Annotated in this window: 22 protein-coding genes; 19 read left to right on the top strand and 3 right to left on the bottom strand. The window is 74.5% G+C overall.

Going from position 1 to position 25,470, the window contains the following annotated elements:
- Window positions 1-52 precede the first annotated feature (52 nt).
- The 10 genes from FXF50_RS08840 to FXF50_RS08795 all read left to right on the top strand — a co-directional run bounded on the left by FXF50_RS08840 (window position 53) and on the right by FXF50_RS08795 (window position 13,206).
- Window positions 53-1,543 (top strand): replication-associated recombination protein A, encoded by a 1,491-nt coding sequence (locus FXF50_RS08840; protein ID WP_148426737.1) that lies wholly within the window; start codon window positions 53-55, stop codon window positions 1,541-1,543.
- A 3,053-nt stretch (window positions 1,544-4,596) separates the two neighbouring features.
- A complete protein-coding gene (locus FXF50_RS08835; RefSeq protein ID WP_148426967.1) occupies window positions 4,597-5,214 on the top strand; it encodes a hypothetical protein in 618 nt (205 codons plus the stop codon).
- A gap of 152 nt (window positions 5,215-5,366) precedes the next feature.
- Window positions 5,367-5,828 (top strand): DUF948 domain-containing protein, encoded by a 462-nt coding sequence (locus tag FXF50_RS08830; RefSeq protein ID WP_148426736.1) that lies wholly within the window; start codon window positions 5,367-5,369, stop codon window positions 5,826-5,828.
- A gap of 31 nt (window positions 5,829-5,859) precedes the next feature.
- Window positions 5,860-6,165 carry a DUF6167 family protein gene (locus FXF50_RS08825; RefSeq protein ID WP_148426735.1) on the top strand — a complete coding sequence of 102 codons (306 nt, stop codon included), beginning with the start codon at window positions 5,860-5,862 and terminating at the stop codon, window positions 6,163-6,165.
- Window positions 6,162-8,840 (top strand): alanine--tRNA ligase, encoded by a 2,679-nt coding sequence (alaS, locus tag FXF50_RS08820; RefSeq protein ID WP_148426734.1) that lies wholly within the window; start codon window positions 6,162-6,164, stop codon window positions 8,838-8,840. The genes FXF50_RS08825 and alaS overlap by 4 nt, the downstream gene beginning before the upstream one ends.
- A 75-nt stretch (window positions 8,841-8,915) precedes the next feature.
- The gene (gene ruvX, locus FXF50_RS08815) at window positions 8,916-9,377 is read left to right on the top strand and encodes a Holliday junction resolvase RuvX (RefSeq protein ID WP_148426733.1); all 462 of its coding nucleotides are present in this window, start codon (window positions 8,916-8,918) and stop codon (window positions 9,375-9,377) included.
- Window positions 9,374-10,594, top strand: coding sequence for an endolytic transglycosylase MltG (gene mltG, locus FXF50_RS08810; protein WP_148426732.1), 1,221 nt, complete (start codon window positions 9,374-9,376; stop codon window positions 10,592-10,594). The genes ruvX and mltG overlap by 4 nt, the downstream gene beginning before the upstream one ends.
- A complete protein-coding gene (locus FXF50_RS08805) occupies window positions 10,594-11,409 on the top strand; it encodes a shikimate dehydrogenase (RefSeq protein WP_148426731.1) in 816 nt (271 codons plus the stop codon). The genes mltG and FXF50_RS08805 overlap by 1 nt, the downstream gene beginning before the upstream one ends.
- A 112-nt stretch (window positions 11,410-11,521) precedes the next feature.
- Entirely contained in the window at window positions 11,522-12,700 is a 1,179-nt protein-coding gene (aroC, locus tag FXF50_RS08800) for a chorismate synthase (RefSeq protein ID WP_148426730.1), read from the top strand.
- Window positions 12,697-13,206, top strand: a complete 510-nt coding sequence (locus FXF50_RS08795; protein ID WP_148426729.1) for a shikimate kinase — start codon at window positions 12,697-12,699, stop codon at window positions 13,204-13,206. The genes aroC and FXF50_RS08795 overlap by 4 nt, the downstream gene beginning before the upstream one ends.
- On the opposite strand, the gene FXF50_RS08790 is transcribed toward FXF50_RS08795, so the two are convergent.
- Both FXF50_RS08790 and FXF50_RS08785 read right to left on the bottom strand, forming a co-directional pair.
- Window positions 13,196-13,972: a cytochrome c oxidase assembly protein gene (locus FXF50_RS08790; protein ID WP_148426728.1), complete on the bottom strand. Its 777-nt coding sequence runs from the start codon at window positions 13,970-13,972 to the stop codon at window positions 13,196-13,198. The genes FXF50_RS08795 and FXF50_RS08790 overlap by 11 nt on opposite strands.
- On the bottom strand, window positions 13,969-14,490 hold the full coding sequence (locus FXF50_RS08785) for a DUF2243 domain-containing protein (RefSeq protein WP_148426727.1): 522 nt from the start codon (window positions 14,488-14,490) through the stop codon (window positions 13,969-13,971). The genes FXF50_RS08790 and FXF50_RS08785 overlap by 4 nt, the downstream gene beginning before the upstream one ends.
- Window positions 14,491-14,627: 137 nt before the next feature.
- Here FXF50_RS08785 and aroB point away from each other — a divergent pair, with 137 nt between their 5' ends.
- The 4 genes from aroB to nusB all read left to right on the top strand — a co-directional run bounded on the left by aroB (window position 14,628) and on the right by nusB (window position 17,252).
- Complete coding sequence (aroB, locus tag FXF50_RS08780; RefSeq protein ID WP_148426726.1) at window positions 14,628-15,704, top strand: 3-dehydroquinate synthase; 1,077 nt, start codon at window positions 14,628-14,630, stop codon at window positions 15,702-15,704.
- Window positions 15,701-16,132 (top strand): type II 3-dehydroquinate dehydratase, encoded by a 432-nt coding sequence (gene aroQ / locus FXF50_RS08775; RefSeq protein ID WP_148426725.1) that lies wholly within the window; start codon window positions 15,701-15,703, stop codon window positions 16,130-16,132. The genes aroB and aroQ overlap by 4 nt, the downstream gene beginning before the upstream one ends.
- A gap of 128 nt (window positions 16,133-16,260) precedes the next feature.
- Window positions 16,261-16,818 (top strand): elongation factor P, encoded by a 558-nt coding sequence (gene efp, locus FXF50_RS08770; RefSeq protein ID WP_007075814.1) that lies wholly within the window; start codon window positions 16,261-16,263, stop codon window positions 16,816-16,818.
- A gap of 23 nt (window positions 16,819-16,841) precedes the next feature.
- Window positions 16,842-17,252 (top strand): transcription antitermination factor NusB, encoded by a 411-nt coding sequence (gene nusB / locus FXF50_RS08765; RefSeq protein WP_187399601.1) that lies wholly within the window; start codon window positions 16,842-16,844, stop codon window positions 17,250-17,252.
- A gap of 61 nt (window positions 17,253-17,313) precedes the next feature.
- Here the strand turns inward: nusB and FXF50_RS08760 are convergent, their stop codons facing one another.
- Window positions 17,314-17,802: a transcriptional regulator gene (locus tag FXF50_RS08760; RefSeq protein ID WP_013285505.1), complete on the bottom strand. Its 489-nt coding sequence runs from the start codon at window positions 17,800-17,802 to the stop codon at window positions 17,314-17,316.
- A 285-nt stretch (window positions 17,803-18,087) separates the two neighbouring features.
- Here FXF50_RS08760 and pyrR point away from each other — a divergent pair, with 285 nt between their 5' ends.
- The 5 genes from pyrR to carB are packed head-to-tail and all read left to right on the top strand — an operon-like array spanning window position 18,088 to window position 25,382.
- Window positions 18,088-18,669, top strand: a complete 582-nt coding sequence (pyrR, locus tag FXF50_RS08755; protein ID WP_148426723.1) for a bifunctional pyr operon transcriptional regulator/uracil phosphoribosyltransferase PyrR — start codon at window positions 18,088-18,090, stop codon at window positions 18,667-18,669.
- Window positions 18,666-19,592: an aspartate carbamoyltransferase catalytic subunit gene (locus FXF50_RS08750; protein WP_107076304.1), complete on the top strand. Its 927-nt coding sequence runs from the start codon at window positions 18,666-18,668 to the stop codon at window positions 19,590-19,592. The genes pyrR and FXF50_RS08750 overlap by 4 nt, the downstream gene beginning before the upstream one ends.
- Window positions 19,589-20,866: a dihydroorotase gene (locus FXF50_RS08745; protein WP_148426722.1), complete on the top strand. Its 1,278-nt coding sequence runs from the start codon at window positions 19,589-19,591 to the stop codon at window positions 20,864-20,866. The genes FXF50_RS08750 and FXF50_RS08745 overlap by 4 nt, the downstream gene beginning before the upstream one ends.
- Window positions 20,867-22,042, top strand: a complete 1,176-nt coding sequence (gene carA / locus FXF50_RS08740; RefSeq protein ID WP_148426721.1) for a glutamine-hydrolyzing carbamoyl-phosphate synthase small subunit — start codon at window positions 20,867-20,869, stop codon at window positions 22,040-22,042.
- Window positions 22,035-25,382, top strand: coding sequence for a carbamoyl-phosphate synthase large subunit (gene carB, locus FXF50_RS08735; RefSeq protein WP_148426720.1), 3,348 nt, complete (start codon window positions 22,035-22,037; stop codon window positions 25,380-25,382). Before carA ends, carB begins: the two co-directional genes overlap by 8 nt.
- The last annotated feature ends 88 nt before the right edge of the window (window positions 25,383-25,470 follow it).

The following is a 25,470-nucleotide window of genomic DNA, read 5'->3' as shown; positions in this document are numbered from 1 at the left end:
GGCCGGCGGCGCGATTCCAGCGCCGTCGGCCCGGCCCGGTACTGTTCTCGTGATGGAATCCGACGCCCTCTTCACCCTCGGCGAACCCGCCGGAGCGCCCAGCGCCCACGCGGGTTCCGGCGGCGTCGACGGGTTCACCGCCGCCGCGGCGGATTCGCCGCTGCCCGTCCGGATGCGCCCGGCCAGCATCGACGAGCTGGTCGGGCAGGACCACCTGCTCGCCCCGGGCGCCCCGCTGCGCCAACTCGTCGAGGCCGCGGCCCCGATGTCGGTGATCCTCTGGGGGCCGCCCGGCAGCGGCAAGACCACCATCGCCCACCTGGTGGCCCGGGCCACCGACCGCCGCTTCGTCGCCATGTCCGCGCTGACCGCCGGGGTGAAGGACGTCCGCGCGGTGATCGAGACCGCCCGTCGGCAGCGCCGGGCCGGTGGCCCGCCGACCGTGCTCTTCATCGACGAGGTGCACCGGTTCAGCAAGACCCAGCAGGACTCGCTGCTCGCCGCCGTCGAGGACCGCACGGTCACCCTGCTCGCGGCGACCACCGAGAACCCGTACTTCTCGGTCATCTCACCGCTGCTGTCCCGCTGCGTGCTGCTCACCCTCCAGCCCCTCGACGACGACGCCGTACGCGGCCTGCTGCGCCGCGCGGTCGCCGACGAGCGCGGGCTGGGCGGCGCGCTCAGCCTGGAGACGGACGCCGAGGACCACCTCGTCCGCCTCGCCGGTGGCGACGTCCGCAAGGCGCTCACCGCGCTGGAGGCGGCGGCGGCCACCGCGACCGCGCGCGGCGTGGGCCGGATCGACCTCGCCGTCGCCGAGCAGGCGGTCGACGTGGCGGCCGTGCGCTACGACCGCGACGGTGACGCCCACTACGACGTGACCAGCGCGTTCATCAAGAGCATGCGCGGCTCGGACGTGGACGCCGCGCTGCACTGGCTGGCCCGGATGCTGGTCGCCGGCGAGGACGCCCGGTTCATCGCCCGACGCATGGTGATCTTCGCGAGTGAGGACGTCGGCATGGCCGACCCCAGCGCGCTGACCGTCGCCACCGCCGCCGCGCACGCCGTCGAATACGTCGGCCTGCCCGAGGCCCAGCTCAACCTGGCTCAGGCGGTCATCCACCTGGCGACCGCACCGAAGTCCAACTCGGCCACCACGGCCATCGGCGCGGCCATCGCCGACGTGCGCGCCGGTCGCGGCGGCGCGGTGCCGCGCGGGCTGCGCGACTCCCACTACGCCGGCGCCCGGGGCCTCGGGCACGGGGCCGGCTACCGCTACCCGCACGACGACCACCGCGGCGTCGTCACCCAGCAGTACGCTCCGGACGACCTCGTCGGGACCGACTACTACCAGCCGAGCGCGCACGGCGCGGAGCGGGCGGTGGCCACCCGGCTGCCGCTGCTGCGCCGGATCGTGCGCGGGTTGCCCGCGCCGCCGGCGCGGGCGGAGGCCGCGGTGAACGGCGCCCGACCGGCGGGCGCCGAGCGGGCCGACGGGGCGAGCGAGGGCGGCAGCGACGCCGTCGGGGAGGGTCAGCAGTGATGGCGCGTGGTCCCGAGCGGCCGGCGGACGGCCCCGACGAGCGGCGCGACCCGCGTGCCAAGGGCCGCCGGTGGGGGCGGGGCAAGGCCGACGCCGAGCCGGACGAGGCGACCGCCGGCGAGGAGTTCGGCTGGATCGACGACCTGCGGACGGCCAAGCAGCAGCGCAGCGACCTGGGCCCCGGCGGGGAGGCGCCCGGCCCCGTGCCGCCCGCGCGGGGCGGGATGCCGCCGGCCGCTCCCGGGCCCCGGCCCGGCCCGCCCGTGCCCGAATCGTCCCGGGCCGCCCGCCCGGGCGCGGCGCCACCGCCCGGAGCCACCCGGCCCGGCCCGGAGACCCCGCCCGCCCGCCGCGTCCCCCAGGCCGGCCCGGCCACGCCGCCGGTCCGCCCCGGCGGCCCCGATCCGTCAGCCTCCCGCCGCCCCGTGGACGGCCCCTGGCCCGGCACACCCGAACCGTCCCGGCGCCCCGCCGAGTCCGCGCGCGGCCCCGGCGAGCCGTCCCGCCCGCCCCGCCGGAACCCGGACGCGGCGACCGGCCAGCAACCCCCGGTCCCGCCGGCTCCCGGCCGGGTGAGCGGGCCGCCCGGCCCGCGCGTCGCGCCTCCCGCCGGCCCGGTTCCCGGCCGCACCGGTCCGGGCGGCGGCCCCGCCCCCGAACGCGGTTACGGCGGACCGAACCCCGGACCCGGCTGGCCGCAGTCCCCGGGCCCGGACGGCGCCCGGGCCGCGGTTCCGCCCACCCCACCCACCCCGCGCGGACGGCACGGCGCCGAGGCGCCCGCCGGTCCGGCCGGCGGCGCGCGGCCCGGTGGCGTGGACCCGGCGGGCCGCCCCGTCACCGGTGGCGGCCGGCGCGCCCTTCCCGACGACGCCGACCCGGGCGTCCGCCCGGTTTCCGGCGCCGGCCGCCGGCCGGCCCCCGAGGGCGGCGCGCCCACACCGGGCCGTCGCGGCGCCCCCGACGCCGACCCCGGCCTCCGCCCGGTCTCCGGCGGTGCCCGCCGCGCGGCGCCCGACGCTGCTCCGCCCGGTGCCGGCCGCCGGCCGGCCCCCGGCGCCGTCGACCCCGCGCTCCGACCCGTCTCCGGTTCCGGCCGGCGGGCCGCCGCCGAGCCCGAGAACGGCCGCACCGGCGTGCCCTCGGCGCGGGCTGCCGCGCCCGCCGACCCGGTGACCGGCGCGTCGCACGCGGGCGACGCCGGGTCGGGCCGTGGCCGCGCCCCGCAGCGCCCCGAACCGTCCACGGCCGGGATGCCCCCCGTGGAGACCGCCGGCGGTCGGCCCGGTGGGCGTCGCCGTGCCGGCGAACCGAACCAGCCCGTGGTGCCGCGCACCGGGAACGCCCCGCCGGTGCCCGGCGCCGGACCCGACGCCGACCGTCGGCCGGACGGACCCGCGCCGACCCCGCGCCGCGCCCCGGCCGACGCCCCGCCCGGCTCCCGGTCCGGTCCCGGCGCCGACGTGCCCCCCACCGGCCGGCGAGCCGCCGCCGCCCCGTCGACGCCCGGCGGCCGCACAGCCCCGGACGCACCGGCGGTCCCGCCCGGTCGCCGCGGCGCTCCCGACGGCGCCGCCACGCCGGCCGGCGGGCACGCGGCGCCCGAGAACCCCGCGGTGCCGCGCGGCCGCCGCGCCGTGCCGGACGACCCGGCGATGCCGTCGGGCCGCCGTGCCGCCACCGGTGACGCCGGCATGGTGCCGGGTCGCCGGGGTGCGCCCGACGACGCGGCGATGCCGTCCGGCCGACGGGCCGCCGACGCCGACGCCGGCTCGGCGCCGGGTCGCCGGGGTGCGCCCGACGACGTGGCGATGCCGTCCGGCCGACGGGCCGCCGGTGACGGCCCGGCCGCGCCCGGCCGCCGCGCCGCGCCCGACGCTCCGGCCGGCCGCCGTGCCGCGCCCGACGTCCCGACCGGCCGCCGTGCCGCCTCCGAAGCGGCCGGTGGACCTGGCGTGAGCGGTGACGTTCCGCCGGCCCCGCGCCGCGGGGCGCGCGGGGAGGCCGACGAGCCGCGTCCGCAGCGGCCCGAGCGGCCCGCCGACTGGCTGCGGCAGGCCGGCCGCACCGCGCACAGCGACCCCGCCATGCCGGCGGTCCGCCGCCCCGGCGGTCCCCCGGCCGAGGAGCCGACCGCCGCCCGACGCGGCGGGCCGGCGGGCTCCGACCACGGCCCGGCCGGCCGCGCCGGCGCGGCCGTGCCGCCGGTGAAGCCCGACCAGCCCGGCCCCGCGCGCGGCGCGGCCCGGCCCGGCGGCCCGGCCGCCCGGCCGACCACCCCGGACGACGGTGCCCGTGGCGCCGCCCGACCGGACAACGACCGCACCGGCGGTTTCGCGGCCGGTGGTGACCCGGCCCGTACCGGCGGTTTCGCGGCGGGTGGTGACCCCGCCCGTACCGGCGGTTTCGGGGTGGGCGGTGACCCGGCCCGCACCGGCGGTGTGCCCGCCGGTGACCGGCACGGCGGACGGGGCCGGGACGGCGCCGGTGGGTTCGCGGCCGGTGACCCGGCGCGTACCGGAGGTCTGCCGACCGGCGGGCGTGGCCCCGGCGGCGACCCGTCGCGGACCGGTGGCTTCCCCGCGGGCGGTGACCCGCGTGGTCCCGCCCGTGGCTCGGCGCGTCCGGACGGCGGCATGCCGCCGGCGGGCGACCCGCACCCGGCCGGCGAGTCGGGGCCGCGCGCCGCGGCCGGTGCGCCCCCGGTGGCCCGCGCGGCCGCCTCGGTGGGCCGCCCCCCGGCGCCGGAGGACCGGCCGGCCGGCCGGGCCGCCCCGCTCGCGCCGGAACCCACCCGACCCGGGCCGGGGGGTCCGGGCGTACCGCCGGGACCCGGCGCGCCGGCGGTGGCGCGGGCCGCGGCGGTCGTACCGCCCGGGGAGCCGGCGGTGGCGCGGGCCGCAGCTGTCGTACCCGCGGGCGAGCCGGTGGGGGCGCGGCCGGGACCGGGCGACGGCGCCGGGCCGGCGCTGCGGCCGGGCGCGGCCGGGCCGGGGGAGGCCGACGACGCGGCGGGCGGCCTGCGGGGCGCCCGCTCGGAGCTGCGCCGGCAGATGCGCGAGCGGCGGCGGCTGCGGATGGGCATCCTCGCCCTGGTCAGCGTGGTGCTGCTCGGTGCCGTGCCGCTCTTCTTCGGGCTGCGCACGCTGAGCCACGACCCGGTCTTCGACACCCTCGACGCGCTGGGCGTGCCGTCCTGGGCGGCGGCGAAGACGGTGGACAACGTGAGCGGCAGCCGGTGGTGTTTCGAGGAGTGCCGGCTGCGCGAACGCACCGTCGAGTCGCAGAAGGCGTGGAAGGAGACCGCCCAGGTCTACGAGGCGGCGCTGGCCCGCGACGGCTGGGAGCGCTGGAAGGTGAACCGCTGCCCGGAGCAGCAGGTGAAGGGGAGCTACACCTGCTGGCGCCGGGACGAACTCACCCTCGACCTCTGGGTCCGCGAGCCCACCTGCGTGCCGGCTCCGGCGGCCGGCGAGGCCCCGCCGTCTCCGGCGCCCGCGCCCGCAGCGGGGGAGTGTGCCGGCTCGTTGGTGTCGGTGAAGGTGCGCAACGCGATCGACGACGAGCGCACCGGACCACAGCCGAGCACCGATCCGTCACTCACCGGTGAGGACCCGTACCCGACCCTCACCGACGATCCGCTCGGCGAGGCGACACCCTCACCGTCGTGAGCCGGTTTCCATCACGGACGGTAGGGTCTGGGGCTGGCGGGGCCCGTCCGCCCCGTTGACCGGTCACGGGTCGGCGTGCGGCGGACCGGGTAGGTACGGTCGCGCGTCCCGGGGCGTCGGGCCCCGGGACACTGCTTGAGGAGGACATGGGCGTGAGTGGTGGAGAGATCGCTGCGCTGATCGCGGCCGGCGCGTTCCTGATGCTGGTGCTCGTGCTGGCGGTGCCGATCCTGCGGCTGCGGCACACCGTGGACGCGACGACCCGCATGATCGCCGACCTGAACGACCGCACGGCGCCGCTGCTCGGTGACGTGAACACCACGGTGAAGAACGTCAACACCGCCCTGGAGCAGGTGCAGACCTCCCTGGACGGGGTCAACCTGCAACTCGCCAAGGTGGACACCATGACCACCCACGCGCAGAACGTCACCGCCAACGTGGCGAACCTGGCCGCCGTGGTCTCCGCCGCCGCCGCGAACCCGCTGGTCAAGGTCGCCGCCTTCGGCTACGGCGTGCGCAAGGCCGCCGCCGCCCGCCGGCACGCGGAGACCGAGCGCGAGGTGCGCGACACCATCAAGCAGCAGCGCCGGGCCGCCAGGCGCGGCAACGGCTGACCCGGCCGGCGAACAGCGGGAGGATGAGAGCATGAGGCGGTTGTTCTGGCTGGGCATCGGGCTGGCCGTGGGCGTCCTGGTGGTCCGTAAGGCCACCAGGACGGCGCAGGCGTACACGCCGGCGGGCATCGCCAGCGGGCTGTCCGAGTCCGCCGGCGGTCTCGTCGAGTCGGTCCGGAGCTTCGTGGACGACGTCCGGGCCGGGATGGCCGAGCGCGAGCAGGAGATCCACGAGGCCTTCGCCCGCGGCGAGGCGTACGACGACCAGTTCGCCGAGCTGCGGGAGGACCCGCGTATCGGCGACCGAGAGATTTTCCCGGAGGAGCACCAGCGATGAAGACGGCGGAGATCAAGCGGCGGTACCTCGCCCACTTCGAGGCCAACGGCCACGCCGTGGTGCCGTCCGCTCCGCTGCCCGCCATCAACGACCCGAACCTGCTGTTCGTCAACGCCGGCATGGTGCAGTTCGTCCCCTACTTCCTGGGCCAGCAGACCCCGCCGTACCGGCGCGCGGTCAGCGTGCAGAAGTGCATCCGGACGCCGGACATCGACGAGGTCGGCAAGACCAGCCGGCACGGCACGTTCTTCCAGATGAACGGCAACTTCTCCTTCGGCGACTACTTCAAGGACGGCGCCATCCCGCTGGCCTGGGACCTGGTGACCAAGCCGGTCGAGGCGGGCGGCTTCGGGCTGGACCCGGAGCGGATCTGGCCGACGGTCTTCCTGGACGACGACGAGGCGTTCCAGATCTGGCGTTCGGTCGGCGTGCCCGCCGAGCGGATCGTCCGCCGGGGCAAGGCCGACAACTTCTGGTCGATGGGCATTCCCGGCCCGTGCGGCCCGTGCTCCGAGCTGTTCTACGACCGCGGCCCCGAGTACGGCCGTGAGGGCGGCCCGGCGGTCGACGAGGACCGCTACATGGAGTTCTGGAACCTCGTCTTCATGCAGTTCGAGCGGGGGCCCGGCACCGGCAAGGAGGACTACCCGATCCTCGGCGAGCTGCCGGCGAAGAACATCGACACCGGCATGGGCCTGGAGCGGATGGCCTCCATCCTCCAGGGCGTCGACAACCTCTACGAGATCGACGAGGTCCGGCCGATCCTCGCCAAGGCCGCCGAGCTGACCGGCAAGCGCTACGGCGCGCACTCCGGCCACGTGGCCAGCGAGTCGCACCCGGACGACGTGCGGCTGCGGGTGATCGCCGACCACGTGCGCACCGCGCTCATGCTCATCGGTGACGGGGTGACCCCGTCCAACGAGGGCCGCGGCTACGTGCTGCGCCGGATCATGCGCCGGGCCATCCGCGCGGTCCGCCTCCTCGGCTACCAGGACCGGGCGCTGCCCGAGTTGCTGCCGGTGGCCCGGGACTGCATGGCCCCGTCGTACCCGGAGCTGGCCGAGGACTTCGGCCGGATCTCCCAGTACGCGTACGCCGAGGAGGAGGCCTTCCTCGCCACGCTGCGGGCCGGCACCACGATCCTGGACACCGCCATCGCGGAGACCAAGTCGGCCGGCAAGGCGTCGATCTCCGGCGACAAGGCGTTCCAGCTGCACGACACGTACGGCTTCCCCATCGACCTGACGCTGGAGATCGCCGCCGAGCAGGGCCTCCAGGTCGACGCGGAGGGCTTCCGCCGGCTGATGGCCGACCAGCGCAGCCGGGCGAAGGCCGACGCGCAGGCGCGCAAGACCGGGCACACCGACGTGTCGGCGTACCGGTCGGTGCTGGACGGCGGCGGGGCGGTGGAGTTCACCGGCTACACCGAGCTGAACCGGGAGTCCCGGGTGCGGGCGCTGCTGGCCGGCGGCGCCGAGGTGGCCGCGGCGGTCGAGGGCGACACGATCGAGCTGGTGCTCGACACCACCCCGTTCTACGCCGAGGGCGGCGGCCAGCAGCCCGACCAGGGCCTCATCACCGTCGGCGGCGGCCAGCTCGAGGTCTTCGACGTGCAGCAGCCGGTGCCGGGGTTGATCGTGCACCGGGCCAAGGTGCTCCGCGGTGAGGTGCGCGCGGGCGAGACCGGCTACGCCGAGATCGACGTGTCGCGCCGGCGGGCGATCTCCCGCTCGCACACCGCGACCCACCTGGTGCACCAGACCATGCGCAACTTCCTCGGCGAGTCGGCCACCCAGGCGGGTTCGCTGAACGCGCCGGGCCGGCTGCGGTTCGACTTCAACACCCCGACCGGTGTGGCGCCGAGCGTGCTGCACGACGTGGAGCAGCAGGTCAACGAGGTGCTCCTGGCCGACCTGGAGGTGCACGCCTTCATCACCACGCAGGAGGAGGCGCGCCGGATCGGCGCCATGGCGCTGTTCGGCGAGAAGTACGGCGAGCGGGTCCGGGTCGTCGAGGTCGGCGACTACGCCCGGGAGCTGTGCGGCGGCACGCACGTGGCCCGCTCGGCCCAGCTCGGCCTCGTCAAGATCCTCTCCGAGGCGTCGGTCGGCTCCGGCGTGCGCCGGATCGAGGCACTGGTGGGCATGGACGCCTTCGGTTTCCTGGCCCGCGAGCACCTGCTGGTCTCCCGGCTCGCCGAGCTGTTCCGGGTGCCGGGCGACCAGGTCGCCGACCGGGTGGAGCAGACCGTCACGCAGCTCCGCGACGCGGAGAAGGAGCTGGAGAAGCTGCGCGCGCAGCTCGTGCTCGGCGGGGCCGCGGCCCTCGCCGCGCAGGCGAAGGACGTCCGCGGGGTCGCGTACGTCGGCACCGAGGCGCCCGAGGGCGCGGCCGGCAACGACGTGCGGACCCTGGCCCAGGAGATCCGGGGCCGGATCGACCCGGCCCGTCCGGCCGTGGTGGCGGTGGCCGCCCGGGCCAACGGCAAGGCGTCCCTGGTGGTGGCCGTGAACCAGGCCGCCCGGGGTCGGGGCCTGACCGCGAAGGACCTGGTGAAGGCGGCCTTCTCCGGCCGGGGCGGTGGCAGCGACGACCTCGCCCAGGGCGGTGGCCTGCCCGCCGCGGAGGCGCCGAACCTGCTGGCCACCGTGGAGAAGGCGATCGCCGACGCCTGATGTGTGGCACCGATCGACGCCAGGGCGGACCGTTCGGTCCGCCCTGGCCCGTACCGGGGGAGAGGTGTCCGGTAGATGGCTGAACTGTCCCGTGGTGTCCGGCTCGGGGTCGACGTCGGCCAGGTCCGTGTCGGGGTGGCCCGCTCGGACCCGCACGGCATCCTGGCCACCCCGCTGGTCACCCTCGCCCGCGACCTGACGGCCGCGCCGGACGCGGTGCCCACCGACATCGCCGAGCTGGTGCGGCTCGCCGCCGAGCACGAGGCGGTCGAGATCGTGGTCGGCCTGCCGGTCAACCTCGCCGGCAAGCACGGCCCGGCCGCGGCGAACGTCTTGGCCTACGCTGACCGATTGGCCGATGTAATGGGGCCGATTCCGGTGACGCTGACGGACGAGAGGATGTCGACCGTGGTCGCGAGTCGTAGGCTGGCCGAACGGGGCGTCCGGGGAAAGCGCCAACGAGCGGTGGTCGACCAGGCCGCCGCGGTGGAGATTCTGCAGAGCTGGCTGGACGCGCAGCGGAGGCGGACGCAATGATCGACGATCTTGACCTGGGCTTCGACGACGCGGAGAGGGGGGAGAAGGGCCGGCACCGGCGCGGTGCCGTGCGCAAGCGCAACGGCAAGTCGGGTGGCGGCCGGGGCAAGACCATCTTCGCCCTGCTGATGGCGCTCGTGCTGCTGGGCGGCATCGGCGGCGGCGCGTACGTCGGCTTCGACCGGATCCGCAACCACTTCGTCACCCCGGACTACGACGGCCCGGGCACGGGCGAGGCGCTGGTCGAGGTGAAGGCCGGCGACACCCTCACCGACATCGGCAACACCCTCTACGACGCCGGTGTGGTGAAGAGCACCAAGGCGTTCATCGAGGCCGCCGACGCGAACTCGCGCAGCAAGAACATCCAGGTCGGCCGGTACAAGGTCCGCAAGCAGATGAAGGCCGCGGACGTGATCACGCTGATGCTCGACCCGAAGAGCCGGGTGGTCAACGGGGTGACCATCCCCGAGGGCACGATCAGCCTGAACATCTACCAGATCCTCTCGAAGCAGACGAAGATCCCGGTCAAGGAGTTCCAGGACGCCGCGAAGGATCCGGTCAAGCTGGGCGTGCCGGCCTTCTGGTTCAACCGGGAGGACGGCAAGAAGGGCCCGAAGAGCATCGAGGGCTTCCTCTACCCGTCGACCTACGAGATCCCGCCGAAGGCCACCGCCGAGCAGATCCTGTCGATGATGGTGGACGAGTTCATGCGCGTCACCCAGGACCTCAACTTCGTCGACCGGGCGCAGAAGGAGCGCAAGATCTCCCCGTACGAGGCGCTGATCACCGCCTCGATCGCCGAGGCCGAGTCAGTCAACGCGGTCGACCTGCCCAAGGTCTCCCGGGTGATCTACAACCGGGTCTACGCCGGCAAGATCGGCTGCAAGTGCCTCGGCATCGACAGCGGGATCAACTACTACTTCCGGCTCCAGGGTAAGGACCCGAAGGACTCCGACGACCTGCTGCAGAGCGAGATCAACGACCTGAAGAACCCGTACAACACGCACAACGTGGCCGGCCTGCCGATCACCCCGATCAGCAACCCGGGCCAGGCGGCGCTCAAGGGCGCCCTGGAGCCCCCGCCCGGCGACTGGATCTTCTTCATGACGGTCGACCAGAAGGGCACCATGGGCTACGGCTCGAACGACGCCGACTTCCGGAAGCTGCAGAGGCAGATGTGCGACAACAAGGTGCTCACCGGGGAGAACTGCACCTGATGAAGGCCGCCGTCGTCGGCCGGCCGATCGCCCACTCGCTCTCCCCGGTGATCCACAACGCCGGGTACGCGGCGGCCGGGCTGACCGGGTGGTCGTACACCCGGATCGAGTGCGCGGCCGACGAGCTGGCCGGCCTGGTCGCGGGCCTCGGCCCGGAGTGGGCCGGCCTGTCGGTCACCATGCCGGGCAAGGAGGCGGCGCTCGCGCTGGCCGACGAGGTCTCGCCGGTCGCCGCCGCGGTGGGCGCCGCCAACACGCTGGTACGCCGGCCCGACGGCACCTGGTACGCCGACAACACCGACGTCGCCGGCATGGTCGACGTGCTCACGGCCGCCGGCTGCGCGTCGGGCGCCACGGTGACCGTGCTCGGCGCGGGCGGCACCGCCCGGGCGGCCGTCGCGGCGGCGGCCCGGATCGGCGCGGCCGAGGTGACCGTGGTGGCCCGCCGGCCGGAGGCCGTGCAGGAGCTGTGCCCGATGGCCGAGGCGGTCGGTGTTCCGCTCGTCGGTGCGCCCTGGGACGGCGACCCGGCGCACGCCCGGGCCGACCTCGTGGTCTCGACGGTGCCGAAGGGCGTGGCCGACCCGCTCGCCGAGAACTTCGACTGGCGGCCGGCGACGGTCTTCTTCGACGTGGTCTACGACCCGTGGCCCACCCCGCTCGCCGCGGCGGCGCTCGCCGCGGGCTGCCGGGTGGTCTCCGGGCTGGACCTGCTGCTGGCCCAGGCGGTCGGCCAGTTCGAGCACTTCACGGGCGTCGCCGCGCCCCGCGAGGCGATGCGCGCCGCGCTGGCGGAGGCCCGCGCCGCGGCCTGACCACGAGATCAGCGGGCCGCGCCGCGGCCGCCGACCGGACGGGCGCGTCCGTAGGGCGGGACGCGGCGGGCAGGGCGACGCGGCGGACACCGGCCGTGACAGACTGACCGCTGTGTTGCGCTGGCTGACTGCAGGTGAATCGCACGGACCCGCCCTCGTCGCGCTGCTGGAGGGTGTGCCCGCCGGCGTCGAGGTGACCACCACGGAGATCTCCGGCGAGCTGGCCCGGCGCCGGCTCGGCTACGGCCGGGGCGCCCGGATGTCCTTCGAGCAGGACGAGGTCGAGGTCATCGGCGGGCTCCGGCACGGCGTGACGATCGGCAGCCCGGTGGCCGTCCGGGTGGGCAACTCGGAGTGGCCGAAGTGGCGCACCGTGATGGCCGCCGACCCGGTCGACGCCGACGAGCTGGCCGGGCAGGCCCGCAACGCCCCGCTCACCCGCCCCCGCCCCGGCCACGCGGACCTAGCCGGCATGCAGAAGTACGGCCACACCGACGCCCGGCCGATCCTGGAGCGGGCCAGCGCCCGGGAGACCGCCGCCCGCGTCGCCGTGGGCGCGGTCGCCAAGGCCCTGGTCAGGCAGGCCCTCGGCATCGAGATCGTCTCCCACGTGGTGGAGCTGGGCCCGGTCGCCGCCAAGCCCGGCCTACGCCCCACGCCGGAGGACGCCGCCCGGATCGACGCCGACCCGCTGCGCTGCCTCGACCCGGAGGCCAGCGCCCGGATGGTCGCCGAGGTCGACGCCGCCAAGAAGGCCGCCGACACGCTCGGCGGCGTGGTCGAGGTGCTGGCGTACGGGGTGCCGCCGGGCCTGGGCAGCCACGTGCAGTGGGACCGCAAGCTCGACGCCCGGTTGGCCACCGCGCTGATGTCGATCCAGGCCATCAAGGGCGTGGAGATCGGCGACGGCTGGTCGCAGGCACGCTCCCGCGGCTCGGAGGCGCACGACGAGATCCTGCCCACGGCCACCGGGGTGCGGCGGGTGACCGACCGGGCCGGCGGCCTGGAGGGCGGCATCACCACCGGCGAGCCGCTGCGGGTGAAGGCGGCCATGAAGCCGATCTCCTCGCTGAACCGGGCCCTGTCCACGGTCGACGTGGTCACCGGCGAGCCGGCCACCGCGATCAACCAGCGCTCCGACGTGTGCGCGGTGCCGGCCGCCGCCGTGGTGGCCGAGGCCATGGTGGCGCTCGTGCTGGCCGAGGCGGCCGTGGAGAAGTTCGGCGGCGACTCGGTCGCCGAGATGCGCCGCAACCTCTCCGGCTACCTTGACGCGCTGGTGATCAAATGAGCACCCGGCCGGTCTGCGTGCTGGTGGGGGCGCCCGGCTCCGGCAAGACCACGGTGGGACGGGCGCTCGCCGCGGCGCTCGGCGTCGAGTTCCGGGACACCGACACCGACATCGAGCAGCTCGCCGGCAAGCCGATCCCGGAGATCTTCGTGGACGAGGGGGAGGAGCACTTCCGTACCCTCGAACGCGCCGCGGTGGCGGCGGGGCTGGCCTCGCACCCGGGGGTGCTGGCCCTCGGCGGCGGCGCGGTCCTCGCCGAGGAGAACCGCGCCGCGCTGATCGGGCACACCGTGGTGCACCTGTCGGTGGAGCTGCCCGACGCGGTGAAGCGGGTCGGGCTGGGCTCCGGCCGCCCGCTGCTGGCGCTGAACCCGCGCGCCACGCTCAAGCACCTCATGGAGCAGCGCCGCCCGCTCTACGCCGAGGTGGCCACCGCGACCGTGCGCACCGACGGGCGTGACCCCGAGGAGATCGCCACCGAGGTCGCCGCCCTGCTCAAGCCCTGACCGCCGCGGGCCGGGGCGCCGCCCGCTCCGGCCGCCAGGTGACGAGCAGGGCGAGGGCGAGCAGGATCTCCGCCAGGTCGCCGCCGTAGTACATCACCGTGGCGCCGGCCCGCAGCTCGTCGCCGGTCGCCGGCACGTCCACCAGCACGCCGGCGTAGAGCAGCTGGGCGAGCACGGCGTGCGCCACCACCCCCGCACCGAGCACCACGAGGCGGACCGGTACCCGGGGGCGGTGCGGTCCGGGATCCGGGCCGGCAACCGACCAGGTGAAGAGGTAGCCGCTGAGCACGAAGTGCAGCAGCACCAGCCCGTGCAGCGCCGGACTCGCCAGGGTGGCCCGGTACAGCGGGGTCAGGTACAGCAGCCAGAGCCCGCCCGCCGTGAGCACCAGCCCGGTCACCGGGTGGGCGAGCACCCGTGGGACCGGGTGCCGCAGCAGCCGCAGCGCCGCCCGCCCGACCCGCCGGTCCACCGTGCGCAGCGCCAGCGTGCCGGGGGCGCCGAGCACCAGGGCGAGCGGCGCCAGCATGCCCAGCAGCAGGTGCTGCGCCATGTGCCGGGGCAGGTCGGCCACGGGCAGCAGCAGCCCGGCGGCGAGCAGCGCCGCGCCGAGCCCGAAGCTCGCCGTCCGCCGGTGGTCCCACCCGGGCCGGCCCGGGTCCCGCTGCCGCAGCGCCGCCGCCAGATAGGCCCAGAACAGCGCCAGGGGTACGAGCGCGGCGGCCGGGAAACCGCCGGCCGGGTGCCCGGCGTGGGTGAGGCTCACCGCTGCGGGGCGCAGAGGTCGACGACGACGGCTCGCCGCCGCACCGCCCAGCCGAGCGCGACGAGGACCGCGCCGAGGGCGAGGAAGCCCAGGTCCCACCAGAGCTGGTGCGGGCCGCCGTGCACGTGATGGATGCCGAGGATCTGGTGGTCGACGATCCCCTCGACCAGGTTGAACAGGCCCCAGCCGACGAGCGCCCCGCCCCACAGCGCGGGAGAGCGCCACAGCCGGCCCCGGGACCGGGTGACGCGGGCGTAGAGCAGCGCGAGGCCGGTCAGCACCGCGACCCAGGTGACCGTGTGGAACAGCCCGTCCCAGACGGTGTTCATCTGCAACCCGGGCACGGTGTCGACCGGGTACGGCTTGATCCCGACCCGGTCGCTGTCGGTGCTGCTCAGCATGTGGTGCCACTGGAGCAGCTGGTGGAGCAGGATGCCGTCGGCGAAGCCGCCGAGCCCCACTCCGAGGATCGTGGCCGGCACCCGGATGTCCGCGCCGTCGATGGTTGGTCGGTTCATGCCCGCACCTCCGCCGTTGGGGGTTTCGTCCCACCGTTACCGCCCGCACCCGTCCCGTCAACCGTCGGTGACGCCGTGCCGGCCACGGAGTGGACACTCGCCGCCCCGGTACCGTCCGCTCGACTAGGCTGCCGGCGATGGACGAGGTGACCCGGATCCCGGTCGGCGGCGACCGGCCGTACGACGTGCTGGTGGGACGCGACCTGCTCGACCCGCCGCCCCGGCTGCTGCCCGGCGCCGACCGGGTGGCCTTCCTGCACGCGCCCCCGCTCAAGGGGCTGGCCGAGGAGCTGGCCGGGCGGGTGCGCGCGGCCGGGGTGGCACCCCTGCTCATCGAGGTGCCGGACGCCGAGGCGGGCAAGCACGTCGACGTGGCGGCGGCCTGCTGGGACCGGCTCGGCGAGGCCGGGTTCACCCGCACCGACGCGGTGGTCGGGGTGGGCGGCGGCGCCGTCACCGACCTGGCCGGGTTCGTCGCGGCCAGCTGGCTGCGCGGGGTGCGCTGGGTGCCGGTGGCGACGTCCCTGCTGGGCATGGTCGACGCCGCCGTGGGCGGCAAGACCGGGATCAACACGGCGGCCGGCAAGAACCTGGTGGGCGCCTTCCACCCGCCGGCCGGGGTGATCTGCGACCTGGCGACGCTGGACAGCCTGCCGCGGGCCGACCTGGCCGCCGGGATGGCCGAGGTGGTCAAGTGCGGGTTCATCGCCGACCCGGTGATCCTCGACCTGGTGGAGCGGGACCCGGCCGCTGCGCTGGACCCGACCGGGCCGGTGACCCGCGAGCTGATCGAGCGGGCGGTCCGGGTCAAGGCCGACGTCGTCTCGGGCGACCTCCGGGAATCCGGGGTGCGCGAGGTGCTCAACTACGGGCACACGTTGGCACACGCCATCGAGAAGGTGGAGGGCTACCGCTGGCGGCACGGGCACGCCGTCGCGGTGGGCCTGGTCTACGCGGCCACCCTGGCCCGGCTCGCCGGGCGGCTGGACGCGGCCACCGCGCAGCGGCACCGGGCCGTGGTGGCGGCGCTCGGCCTGCCCACCGGCTACCGGGCCGACGCCTGGCCCGAGCTGCTGGCCGCCATGCGGGTGGACAAGAAGGCCCGGGGCAGCCGGCTGCGCTTCGTGGTGCTGGACGGCCTGGCCCGGCCGGCGATCCTGGAGGCGCCGCCGGACGAGCTGCTGGCGCGGGCGTACGAGGAGATCAGCTCATGAGGGTGTACGTGCTCAACGGGCCGAACCTGGGCCGGCTCGGCACCCGCCAGGTCGACGTCTACGGGGTGACCAGCTACGCCGACCTGGTCACGATGTGCGAGAAGACCGGGGGCGAGCTGGGGCTGGACGTGGTGGTCCGGCAGACCGACGCCGAGCACGAGCTGCTGGGCTGGCTGCACGCGGCGGCCGACGAGGGCGCGGCCGTGGTGCTCAACCCGGCCGCCTGGTCGCACTACTCGATCGCGGTCCGGGACGCCTGCGCCATGCTCCGCGGCCCGCTGGTCGAGGTGCACATCTCCAACATCCACGCCCGCGAGGAGTTCCGACACCACTCGGTGGTCTCGGCGGTGGCCACCGGGGTGATCTGCGGGCTGGGCGTGGACGGCTACCGGCTGGCCCTGCACCACCTGGCCGGCCGCGTTCGGTGACCTTCGGCACGTCCGGGGCGGGTGGATCGGGCCGGTGGGCGGTGGCCGGCGCTCAGCGCGGCGGACCCGGTTCGACACAGCTAGTAGACTTCACAGGTCTGTCCGCCAATTGATGATCAAGGCAGGAAATGGCCACCACCAACGACCTCAAGAACGGCCTGGTACTCAACCTCGACGGCGAGCTGTGGGCCGTCGTCGAGTTCCAGCACGTCAAGCCCGGTAAGGGCGGTGCGTTCGTGCGTACCACGCTGAAGAACGTGCTGTCCGGCAAGGTGGTCGACAAGACCTTCAACGCGGGCACCAAGGTCGAGACCGCGACCGTCGACAAGCGCACCATGCAGTACCTCTACGCCGACGGCGAGGACTACGTCTTCATGGACCTGGAGACGTTCGACCAGATCACCGTCCCCGGCGGCACCGTCGGCGAGGCGGCCAACTACCTCCTCCCGGAGGCCGAGGCCACCGTCGCCACCCACGAGGGCGTGCCGCTCTACATCGAGCTGCCGACCTCGGTCGTGCTGGAGATCACCTACACCGAGCCGGGCCTGCAGGGCGACCGGTCGACCGGCGGCAACAAGCCGGCCACCGTCGAGACCGGCGCGACCGTCCAGGTGCCGCTCTTCATCACCACCGGCGAGAAGATCAAGGTCGACACCCGCGACGGCCGTTACCTCGGCCGAGCCTGATGGCCGAGGGTCCCAAGCAGCAGATGCCGGCGCGCCGCAAGGCGCGCAAGCGGGCGCTGGACGTGCTCTTCGAGGCCGACCTGCGGGACCGGCCGCCCGTGGAGGTGCTCGCCGGCTACCTGGAGCGGATCGAGAAGCCCCGCCCGGAGCACGTGGGCTACGCGGTGGGCCTGGTCGAGGGCGTCGCGGCGCACCTGGACCGGATCGACGAGGTGATCGCCAGCTACGCCGAGGGGTGGACGCTGGACCGGATGCCGGTGGTCGACCGCAACCTGGCCCGCATCGCGGTCTACGAGCTGCTCTACGTCGACGAGATCGACGACGCGGTGGCGATCAGCGAGGCCGTCGAGCTGGCCCGGCAGATGTCGACCGACGACTCGCCGCGCTTCCTCAACGGCATCCTCGGCCGCATCGCCGAGTACGCCACCCGCTGAACCACCCCGCACACGACGAAGGGCCCGCGCCGAACGGCGCGGGCCCTTCGTGTCGGGCGGGTCAGGACGCGAAGAACGCCCGCGGGTCGGCGACCAGCACACCGTGCTCGGTGAGCCGCTCGATCAGGCCCGACGGCGAGGCGTCGTAGACGATCGCGAGGGCGCGCAGGTCGTCGGCGCGGATGGAGAGCACCCGGCCGTTGTAGTCGCCGCGCTGCTGCTGGATGGCGCGGGCGTACCGGGCGACGTAGGCGAGGTCCTCGGAGGCCTCGTCGTAGAGCCGCTCCAGGTCCAGAACGATCTTGCTGGTGGGCTCGTGGCGCACCCCGCTGCCGTCGGGCAGCAGCTCCGAGACGGGAACGCGGTAGAAGTCGGCCAGCTCCGCCAGGCGGGACACGGTGACGGCCCGGTCGCCGCGCTCGTACGAGCCGACCACCACGGCCTTCCACCGCCCGTTCGACTTCTCCTCCACCCCCTGCAGGGACAGGCCCTGCTGCTGGCGGATGGAGCGCAGGCGGGCGCCCAGCGACTTGGCGTATTCAGAGGGCATTCGGACACTCCCAGTGCTGCTCGGGGTTCTCCCAGCTATCGCTACGGAGCGTGACGGTACGGGGATTGGGACACCGGGTCAAGTGTTGGTGACGACCCCAGTTGGGGAGGGCGTACGGCTTGTCCGCATTTCTCCACGCTGACCCGCTGGTCAGGACCGGCGGCGGTCCACCCGGTGACCGCTGGTAACGTGGCGTGAAGCCCCGGTCCGGGCCCTCCGCGGCCCGCCCGGTCTACCAGACGTCCTTTAACGACCCGTCCCGTGAGGCGGGGAAGGAGGTCCGCCGTGGCCTACCCACCGGCTGCCCACCCGTCGCCGCCGCGACAACCCTCGGTGAAGGTGATCCTCGCCGCCGCCGACGTGTCGCGAGTGGTCGACCGCATCGCCCACCAGATCCTGGAGAAGACCCAGGGCGCCGCCGACACCGTGCTGCTCGGCATCCCCACCCGCGGCGTCCCGCTCGCTCGGCGCCTCGCCGCCCGGATCAGCACCTTCGAGGACGTCACCGTCCCGGTCGGCGTGCTCGACATCACCCTCTACCGCGACGACCTGCGCCGGAACGCCACCCGCGCGGTCGGCCCCACCGACCTGCCCCCGGGCGGGATCGACGGCCGGCGGGTCATCCTGGTCGACGACGTGCTCTTCTCCGGCCGCACCGTGCGGGCCGCCCTCGACGCGCTGTCCGACGTCGGCCGCCCGGCCTCGGTGCAGCTCGCCGTCCTGGTCGACCGGGGGCACCGCCAGCTGCCGATCCGCGCCGACTACGTCGGCAAGAACATCCCCACGGCGCTCGCCGAGAACGTCAAGGTCACCCTGGCCGAGACCGACGGTGCCGACGAGGTCCGGCTGCACGGAGGCACCTCATGATCCGTCACCTGCTCTCCGGGGCCGACCTGGACGCGGCCACCGCCATCCAGATCCTGGACACCGCGGCCGAGATGGCCACCGTGGCCGGGCGTGAGGTCAAGAAGCTGCCCGCGCTGCGCGGCCGCACCGTGGTGAACCTCTTCTACGAGGACTCCACCCGCACCCGGATCTCGTTCGAGGCGGCCGCCAAGCGGCTGAGCGCCGACGTGATCAACTTCTCCGCCAAGGGCTCCAGCGTGGCCAAGGGGGAGAGCCTGAAGGACACCGCGCTCACCCTCCAGGCCATGGGAGCCGACGCGGTGGTCGTCCGGCACCCCGCCTCCGGGGCCCCGCACCGGCTGGCCAACTGGGTCGACGGCTCGGTGGTCAACGCCGGCGACGGCACCCACGAGCACCCCACCCAGGCGCTGCTCGACGCGTACACGATGCGCTCCCGGCTGGGCCGCCTGGACGGCCTGCACGTGGCGATCGTCGGCGACGTGCTGCACTCCCGGGTGGCCCGCTCCAACGTGCTGCTGCTGTCCACCCTCGGCGCGAAGGTCACCCTGGTCGGCCCGCCGACCCTCATCCCGGTCGACATCTCACCCGCGCTCGCCCCCGGCACCGATGTCTCCTACGACCTCGACACCGTTCTTCCCGGTGTGGACGTGGTGATGATGCTGCGGGTGCAGCGGGAGCGGATGAACGACTCCTACTTCCCCTCGGCCCGCGAGTACGCCCGCCGCTACGGGCTGGACGGCCCGCGGATGCGCCGGCTGCCCGAGCACGCGATCGTCATGCACCCCGGCCCCATGAACCGGGGGATGGAGATCACGCCCGAGGTGGCCGACTCGCCCCGCTCCACCATCGTCGAACAGGTCGCCAACGGGGTCTCCGTGCGGATGGCCGTCCTCTACCTGCTGCTCGGAGGGAACAACCGGTGACCGCGTACCTCATCCGGAACGTGAGTGTGGTCGGCGGCGCGCCGACCGACCTGCTGATCCGCGACGGCGTCGTGGCCGAGACCGGCGCCGGGCTGACCGCGCCGGACGCCACGGTGCTCGACGCCACCGGCCTGGTGGCCCTGCCCGGCCTCGTCGACCTGCACACCCACCTGCGCGAGCCGGGCCGGGAGGACGCCGAGACCGTCGAGTCCGGTTCCCGGGCGGCGGCGCTCGGCGGCTACACAGCGGTCTGCGCCATGGCGAACACCTCGCCGGTGGCCGACACGGCCGGCGTGGTCGAGCAGGTCTGGCGGCTCGGTCGGGAGGCCGGCCTGGTCGACGTGCAGCCCATCGGCGCGGTGACGGTCGGCCTGGCCGGCGAGCGCCTGGCCGAGCTGGGCGCCATGGCCGACTCCGCGGCCCGGGTGCGGATCTTCTCCGACGACGGGCACTGCGTCGCCGACCCGAAGCTGATGCGGCGGGCGCTGGAGTACGTCAAGGCGTTCGACGGGGTCATCGCCCAGCACGCCGAGGAGCCCCGGCTCACCGAGGGCGCGCAGATGCACGAGGGCGAGGTCTCCACCCGGCTCGGGCTGACCGGCTGGCCGGCGGTCGCCGAGGAGGCGATCATCGCCCGCGACGTGCTGCTGGCCGAGCACGTCGGCAGCCGGCTGCACATCTGCCACGTCTCCACGGCCGGCAGCGTCGAGGTGCTGCGCCACGCCAAGGCGCGGGGGGTGAAGGTCACCGCCGAGGTGACCCCGCACCACCTGCTGCTGACCGACGAGAAGGCGACCACGTACGACCCGGTCTACAAGGTCAACCCGCCGCTGCGCACCGCGGCCGACGTGGCCGCGCTGCGGGCCGCCCTGGCCGAGGGCGTGATCGACATCGTGGCCACCGACCACGCGCCGCACGCCGTGGAGGACAAGGAGTGCGAGTGGGCGTACGCCCGGCCGGGCATGCTCGGCCTGGAGACGGCGCTCTCCATCGCGCTCGACGTGCTCGGGCCCCAGTGGGACCTGATCGCCGAGCGGATGTCCCGCGCACCGGCCCGGATCGCCGGGCTGGACTCCCACGGCCTCGACCCGGCCCCCGGCGTGCCGGCCAACCTGACCCTGGTCGACCCGGCCGCCCGCCGCGTGATCGAGCCGGCGGAACTGGCCAGTCGCAGTCGCAACACCCCGTACGCCCGCATGACGCTGCCGGGTCGCATCGTGGCGACCTTCCTGCGCGGCGAGCCGACGGTCCTGGACGGAAAGGCTGTCAAGTAAATGGCGAAGCGCAGAAGCGCGATCCTCGTCCTGGAGGACGGGCGCACGTTCCACGGCGAGGCGTACGGCAGCGTCGGGGAGACCTTCGGTGAGGCGGTCTTCAACACCGGCATGACCGGCTACCAGGAGACCCTCACCGACCCCTCCTACCACCGGCAGGTGGTGGTGCAGACCGCGCCGCACATCGGCAACACCGGCGTCAACGGCGAGGACGACGAGTCCGGCCGGATCTGGGTGGCCGGCTACGTGGTGCGCGACCCGGCCCGGATCGGCTCCAACTGGCGGGCCACCGGCGGCCTGGAGGACCGGCTCGCCGCCGAGGGCGTGGTCGGCATCAGCGGTGTCGACACCCGGGCGCTCACCCGGCACCTGCGCGAGCGGGGCGCCATGCGGGTCGGCATCTCCAGCGTCGACGACGACCCGGCCGCCCTGCTCGACCGGGTCCGCCACGCGCCGCAGATGGTCGGCGCGGACCTGTCCGCGGAGGTGACCACCGAGAAGCCGTACGTCGTCGAGGCGGTCGGCGAGCACCGCTTCACCGTCGCGGCCCTGGACCTGGGCATCAAGCGCAACGTGCCGCGCCGGCTCGCCGCCCGCGGCGTCACCACCCACGTGCTGCCCGCCGGCTCCTCGATCGAGGATCTGCTGGCCACCGGCGCGGACGCGGTCTTCTTCTCGCCGGGGCCGGGCGACCCGGCCACCGCCGACGGGCCGGTCGCGCTGGCGCGGGAGGTGCTCAGCCGGCGGATCCCATTGTTCGGCATCTGCTTCGGCAGCCAGATCCTCGGCCGGGCGCTGGGCTTCGGCACCTACAAGCTGGGGTACGGCCACCGCGGCATCAACCAGCCGGTGCTCGACCGGGCCACCGGCAAGGTCGAGGTGACCAGCCACAACCACGGCTTCGCGGTCGAGGTGCCGGGCGCGGCGCACGGCGCGGTCGTCCCCGACCAGGTGATCGACACCGAGTTCGGCGGCGTCCAGGTGTCCCATGTCTGCCTCAATGACAACGTGGTCGAGGGGCTGCGGGCCAAGGACGTGCCCGCCTTCACCGTCCAGTACCACCCGGAGGCGGCGGCCGGCCCGCACGACGCGGACTACCTCTTCGACCGTTTCGCCGAGCTGATCGAGGGCCGCGGCCTCGACCGGAAGCAGAGTGAGGGGCGCAAGGATGCCTAAGCGGACCGACCTCAAGCACGTCCTGGTGATCGGCTCCGGGCCGATCGTCATCGGCCAGGCCTGCGAGTTCGACTACTCCGGCACCCAGGCCTGTCGGGTGCTGCGCAGCGAGGGGATCCGGGTCAGCCTGGTCAACTCCAACCCGGCGACGATCATGACCGACCCGGAGTTCGCCGACGCCACCTACGTCGAGCCGATCACCCCGGAGTTCGTCGAGCTGGTCATCGCCAAGGAACGCCCCGACGCGCTGCTGCCCACCCTCGGCGGGCAGACCGCGCTGAACACCGCGGTCGCCCTGCACGAGGCCGGCGTCCTGGAGAAGTACGGCGTCGAGCTGATCGGCGCCAACATCGACGCCATCAACCGGGGCGAGGACCGGCAGCTGTTCAAGGACATCGTGGCCAAGGCCGGCGTACGCCTCGGGCTGGACGACCCGTCGTCGCTGGTGCCCCGCTCCCGGGTCTGCCACTCGATGGACGAGGTCCGCGACACCGTCGGCGAACTGGGCCTGCCCGTGGTGATCCGGCCGTCGTTCACCATGGGCGGCCTCGGCTCCGGCATGGCGCACACAGACGAGGACCTGGAGCGGATCGCCGGCGCCGGCCTGGCCGCCAGCCCCGTGCACGAGGTGCTCATCGAGGAGAGCGTGCTCGGCTGGAAGGAGTACGAGCTCGAACTCATGCGCGACCGTCACGACAACGTGGTGGTGGTGTGCTCGATCGAGAACGTCGACCCCATGGGCGTGCACACCGGCGACAGCGTCACCGTGGCGCCGGCCATGACGCTGACCGACCGGGAGTACCAGCGCCTGCGCGACCTGGGCATCGCGGTGCTCCGCGAGGTCGGGGTCGACACCGGCGGCTGCAACATCCAGTTCGCGGTCAACCCGGCCGACGGCCGGATCGTCGTGATCGAGATGAACCCGCGGGTGTCCCGCTCCTCGGCCCTCGCGTCGAAGGCCACCGGCTTCCCGATCGCCAAGATCGCCGCGAAGCTCGCCATCGGCTACACCCTCGACGAGATCCCCAACGACATCACCCTGAAGACCCCGGCGGCGTTCGAGCCGACCCTGGACTACGTGGTGGTGAAGATCCCCCGGTTCGCGTTCGAGAAGTTCCCCGGCGCGGACCCGGAGCTGACCACCACCATGAAGTCGGTGGGCGAGGCCATGAGCCTGGGGCGCAACTTCACCGAGGCGCTGAACAAGGCCATGCGCTCGATGGAAACGAAATCTGCCGGCTTCTGGAGTGTGCCGGATCCGCGGGGGGCAACCAAGGAGAACACCCTCGCCGCGCTGCGGATGCCGCACGACGGCCGGATCTACACGGTGGAGCGGGCGCTGCGGCTGGGCGCCTCGATCGCCGAGGTGGCCGAGGCGTCCGGCGGGATGGACCCCTGGTTCCTGGACCAGATCGCCGCCCTCGTGGAGCTGCGGGCCGAGATCGTCGACGCCCCGGTGCTCGACGCCGACCTGCTGCGCCGGGCCAAGCGGGCCGGCCTGTCCGACCGCCAGCTCGCCGCGCTCCGCCCCGAGCTGGCCGCCGAGGACGGCGTCCGCACCCTGCGGCAGCGGCTCGGGATCCGGCCCGTCTACAAGACGGTGGACACCTGCGCGGCCGAGTTCGAGGCGACCACGCCGTACCACTACTCGACGTACGACCAGGAGACCGAGGTCAGCCCCTCGGACCGGCCCAAGGTGCTCATCCTGGGCTCCGGGCCGAACCGGATCGGGCAGGGCATCGAGTTCGACTACTCCTGCGTGCACGCCGTCATGGCGCTCCGGGAGGTCGGCTACGAGACCGTCATGGTCAACTGCAACCCGGAGACCGTCTCCACCGACTACGACACGGCCGACCGGCTCTACTTCGAGCCGCTCACCTTCGAGGACGTGCTGGAGGTCTGGCACGCCGAGGACTCCTCCGGCAAGGCGGCCGGCGGCCCCGGCGTGGTCGGGGTGATCGTGCAACTCGGCGGGCAGACCCCGCTCGGCCTGGCCAAGCGGCTCAAGGACGCCGGCGTGCCGATCGTCGGCACCTCCCCGGAGTCGATCCACCTGGCCGAGGAGCGGGGCGCGTTCGGCGCGGTGCTGTCCCGGGCCGGGCTGCGCGCCCCGGCGCACGGCATGGCCACCTCCTACGACGAGGCCAAGGCGATCGCCGACGAGATCGGCTACCCGGTGCTGGTCCGCCCCTCGTACGTGCTCGGCGGGCGGGGCATGGAGATCGTCTACGACGACGCCACCCTGCGCGACTACATCGGCCGGGCCACCGACATCTCGCCGGACCACCCGGTGCTGGTGGACCGCTTCCTCGACGACGCCATCGAGATCGACGTGGACGCCCTGGTCGACGCCGACGGCGCGGTCTACCTGGGCGGCGTCATGGAGCACATCGAGGAGGCCGGCATCCACTCCGGCGACTCGTCCTGCGCCCTGCCGCCGATCACCCTGGCCGGCTCGCACCTGGCCCAGGTCCGCCGCTACACCGAGGAGATCGCCCGCGGCGTCGGGGTGAAGGGCCTGCTCAACGTCCAGTACGCGCTCCAGGGCGACATGCTGTACGTGCTGGAGGCCAACCCGCGCGCCTCCCGGACGGTGCCGTTCGTCTCCAAGGCCACCGCCGTGCCGCTGGCCAAGGCGGCGGCCCGGATCGCGCTCGGCGCCACCATCGCCGAGCTGCGCGCCGAGGGGATGCTGCCGCCCACCGGGGACGGCGGCACCATGCCCGCCGACGCCCCGATCGCGGTCAAGGAGGCGGTGCTGCCGTTCAAGCGGTTCCGCACCCCGTCCGGCAAGGGCATCGACGTGCTGCTCGGCCCGGAGATGAAGTCCACCGGCGAGGTGATGGGCATCGACACCAACTTCGGGCACGCCTTCGCCAAGTCGCAGTCCGCCGCGTACGGGTCGCTGCCGACCGCCGGGAAGATCTTCGTCTCGGTGGCCAACCGGGACAAGCGCGGCATGGTCTTCCCGATCAAGCGCCTGGCCGACCTGGGCTTCGAGATCGTGGCCACCACCGGCACGGCGGAGGTGCTGCGCCGGCACGGCATCGCCTGCGAGCAGATCCGCAAGCACTACGAGTCGGGTGAGGGCGAGGACGCGGTCTCGCTGATCCTCGGCGGCGACGTGGCCCTGGTGGTGAACACCCCGCAGGGCTCCGGCGCCAGCGCCCGCTCCGACGGCTACGAGATCCGCAGCGCCGCCGTGACGGCCGACATCCCCTGCATCACCACGGTGCCCGGCGCGGCCGCCGCGGTGATGGGCATCGAGGCGAGGATCCGCGGCGACATGCGCGTCCGCCCCCTCCAGGAGCTCCACGCCGCCCTCCGGGCCGGCGAGTGACGCCCCTGGCCGCCGTGACCCCGTCGATCATGAGGTTGGTGGCAGTCGAGGAGATCGACATCGCCGGCAACCTCATGATCACCGCGGC

The sequence above is a fragment of the Micromonospora sp. AP08 genome (assembly GCF_008085935.1).
Classification (GTDB): Bacteria; Actinomycetota; Actinomycetes; order Mycobacteriales; family Micromonosporaceae; genus Micromonospora; species Micromonospora chersina.
Note: the sequence above shows the minus strand (reverse complement) of the source record. Positions and strands in the feature narration are given on the sequence as shown.

What these genes read in the sequence shown, in the direction of transcription:
- FXF50_RS08840 (WP_148426737.1), top strand. Translation starts at nt 53, where the DNA reads ATGGAATCCGACGCCCTCTTCACCCTCGGCGAACCCGCCGGAGCGCCC.
- FXF50_RS08835 (WP_148426967.1), top strand. Translation starts at nt 4,597, where the DNA reads ATGCGCGAGCGGCGGCGGCTGCGGATGGGCATCCTCGCCCTGGTCAGC.
- FXF50_RS08825 (WP_148426735.1), top strand. Translation starts at nt 5,860, where the DNA reads ATGAGGCGGTTGTTCTGGCTGGGCATCGGGCTGGCCGTGGGCGTCCTG.
- alaS (WP_148426734.1), top strand. Translation starts at nt 6,162, where the DNA reads ATGAAGACGGCGGAGATCAAGCGGCGGTACCTCGCCCACTTCGAGGCC.
- ruvX (WP_148426733.1), top strand. Translation starts at nt 8,916, where the DNA reads ATGGCTGAACTGTCCCGTGGTGTCCGGCTCGGGGTCGACGTCGGCCAG.
- mltG (WP_148426732.1), top strand. Translation starts at nt 9,374, where the DNA reads ATGATCGACGATCTTGACCTGGGCTTCGACGACGCGGAGAGGGGGGAG.
- FXF50_RS08805 (WP_148426731.1), top strand. Translation starts at nt 10,594, where the DNA reads ATGAAGGCCGCCGTCGTCGGCCGGCCGATCGCCCACTCGCTCTCCCCG.
- FXF50_RS08795 (WP_148426729.1), top strand. Translation starts at nt 12,697, where the DNA reads ATGAGCACCCGGCCGGTCTGCGTGCTGGTGGGGGCGCCCGGCTCCGGC.
- FXF50_RS08785 (WP_148426727.1), bottom strand. Translation starts at nt 14,490, where the DNA reads ATGAACCGACCAACCATCGACGGCGCGGACATCCGGGTGCCGGCCACG.
- aroB (WP_148426726.1), top strand. Translation starts at nt 14,628, where the DNA reads ATGGACGAGGTGACCCGGATCCCGGTCGGCGGCGACCGGCCGTACGAC.
- aroQ (WP_148426725.1), top strand. Translation starts at nt 15,701, where the DNA reads ATGAGGGTGTACGTGCTCAACGGGCCGAACCTGGGCCGGCTCGGCACC.
- efp (WP_007075814.1), top strand. Translation starts at nt 16,261, where the DNA reads ATGGCCACCACCAACGACCTCAAGAACGGCCTGGTACTCAACCTCGAC.
- nusB (WP_187399601.1), top strand. Translation starts at nt 16,842, where the DNA reads ATGCCGGCGCGCCGCAAGGCGCGCAAGCGGGCGCTGGACGTGCTCTTC.
- FXF50_RS08760 (WP_013285505.1), bottom strand. Translation starts at nt 17,802, where the DNA reads ATGCCCTCTGAATACGCCAAGTCGCTGGGCGCCCGCCTGCGCTCCATC.
- FXF50_RS08750 (WP_107076304.1), top strand. Translation starts at nt 18,666, where the DNA reads ATGATCCGTCACCTGCTCTCCGGGGCCGACCTGGACGCGGCCACCGCC.
- carA (WP_148426721.1), top strand. Translation starts at nt 20,867, where the DNA reads ATGGCGAAGCGCAGAAGCGCGATCCTCGTCCTGGAGGACGGGCGCACG.
- carB (WP_148426720.1), top strand. Translation starts at nt 22,035, where the DNA reads ATGCCTAAGCGGACCGACCTCAAGCACGTCCTGGTGATCGGCTCCGGG.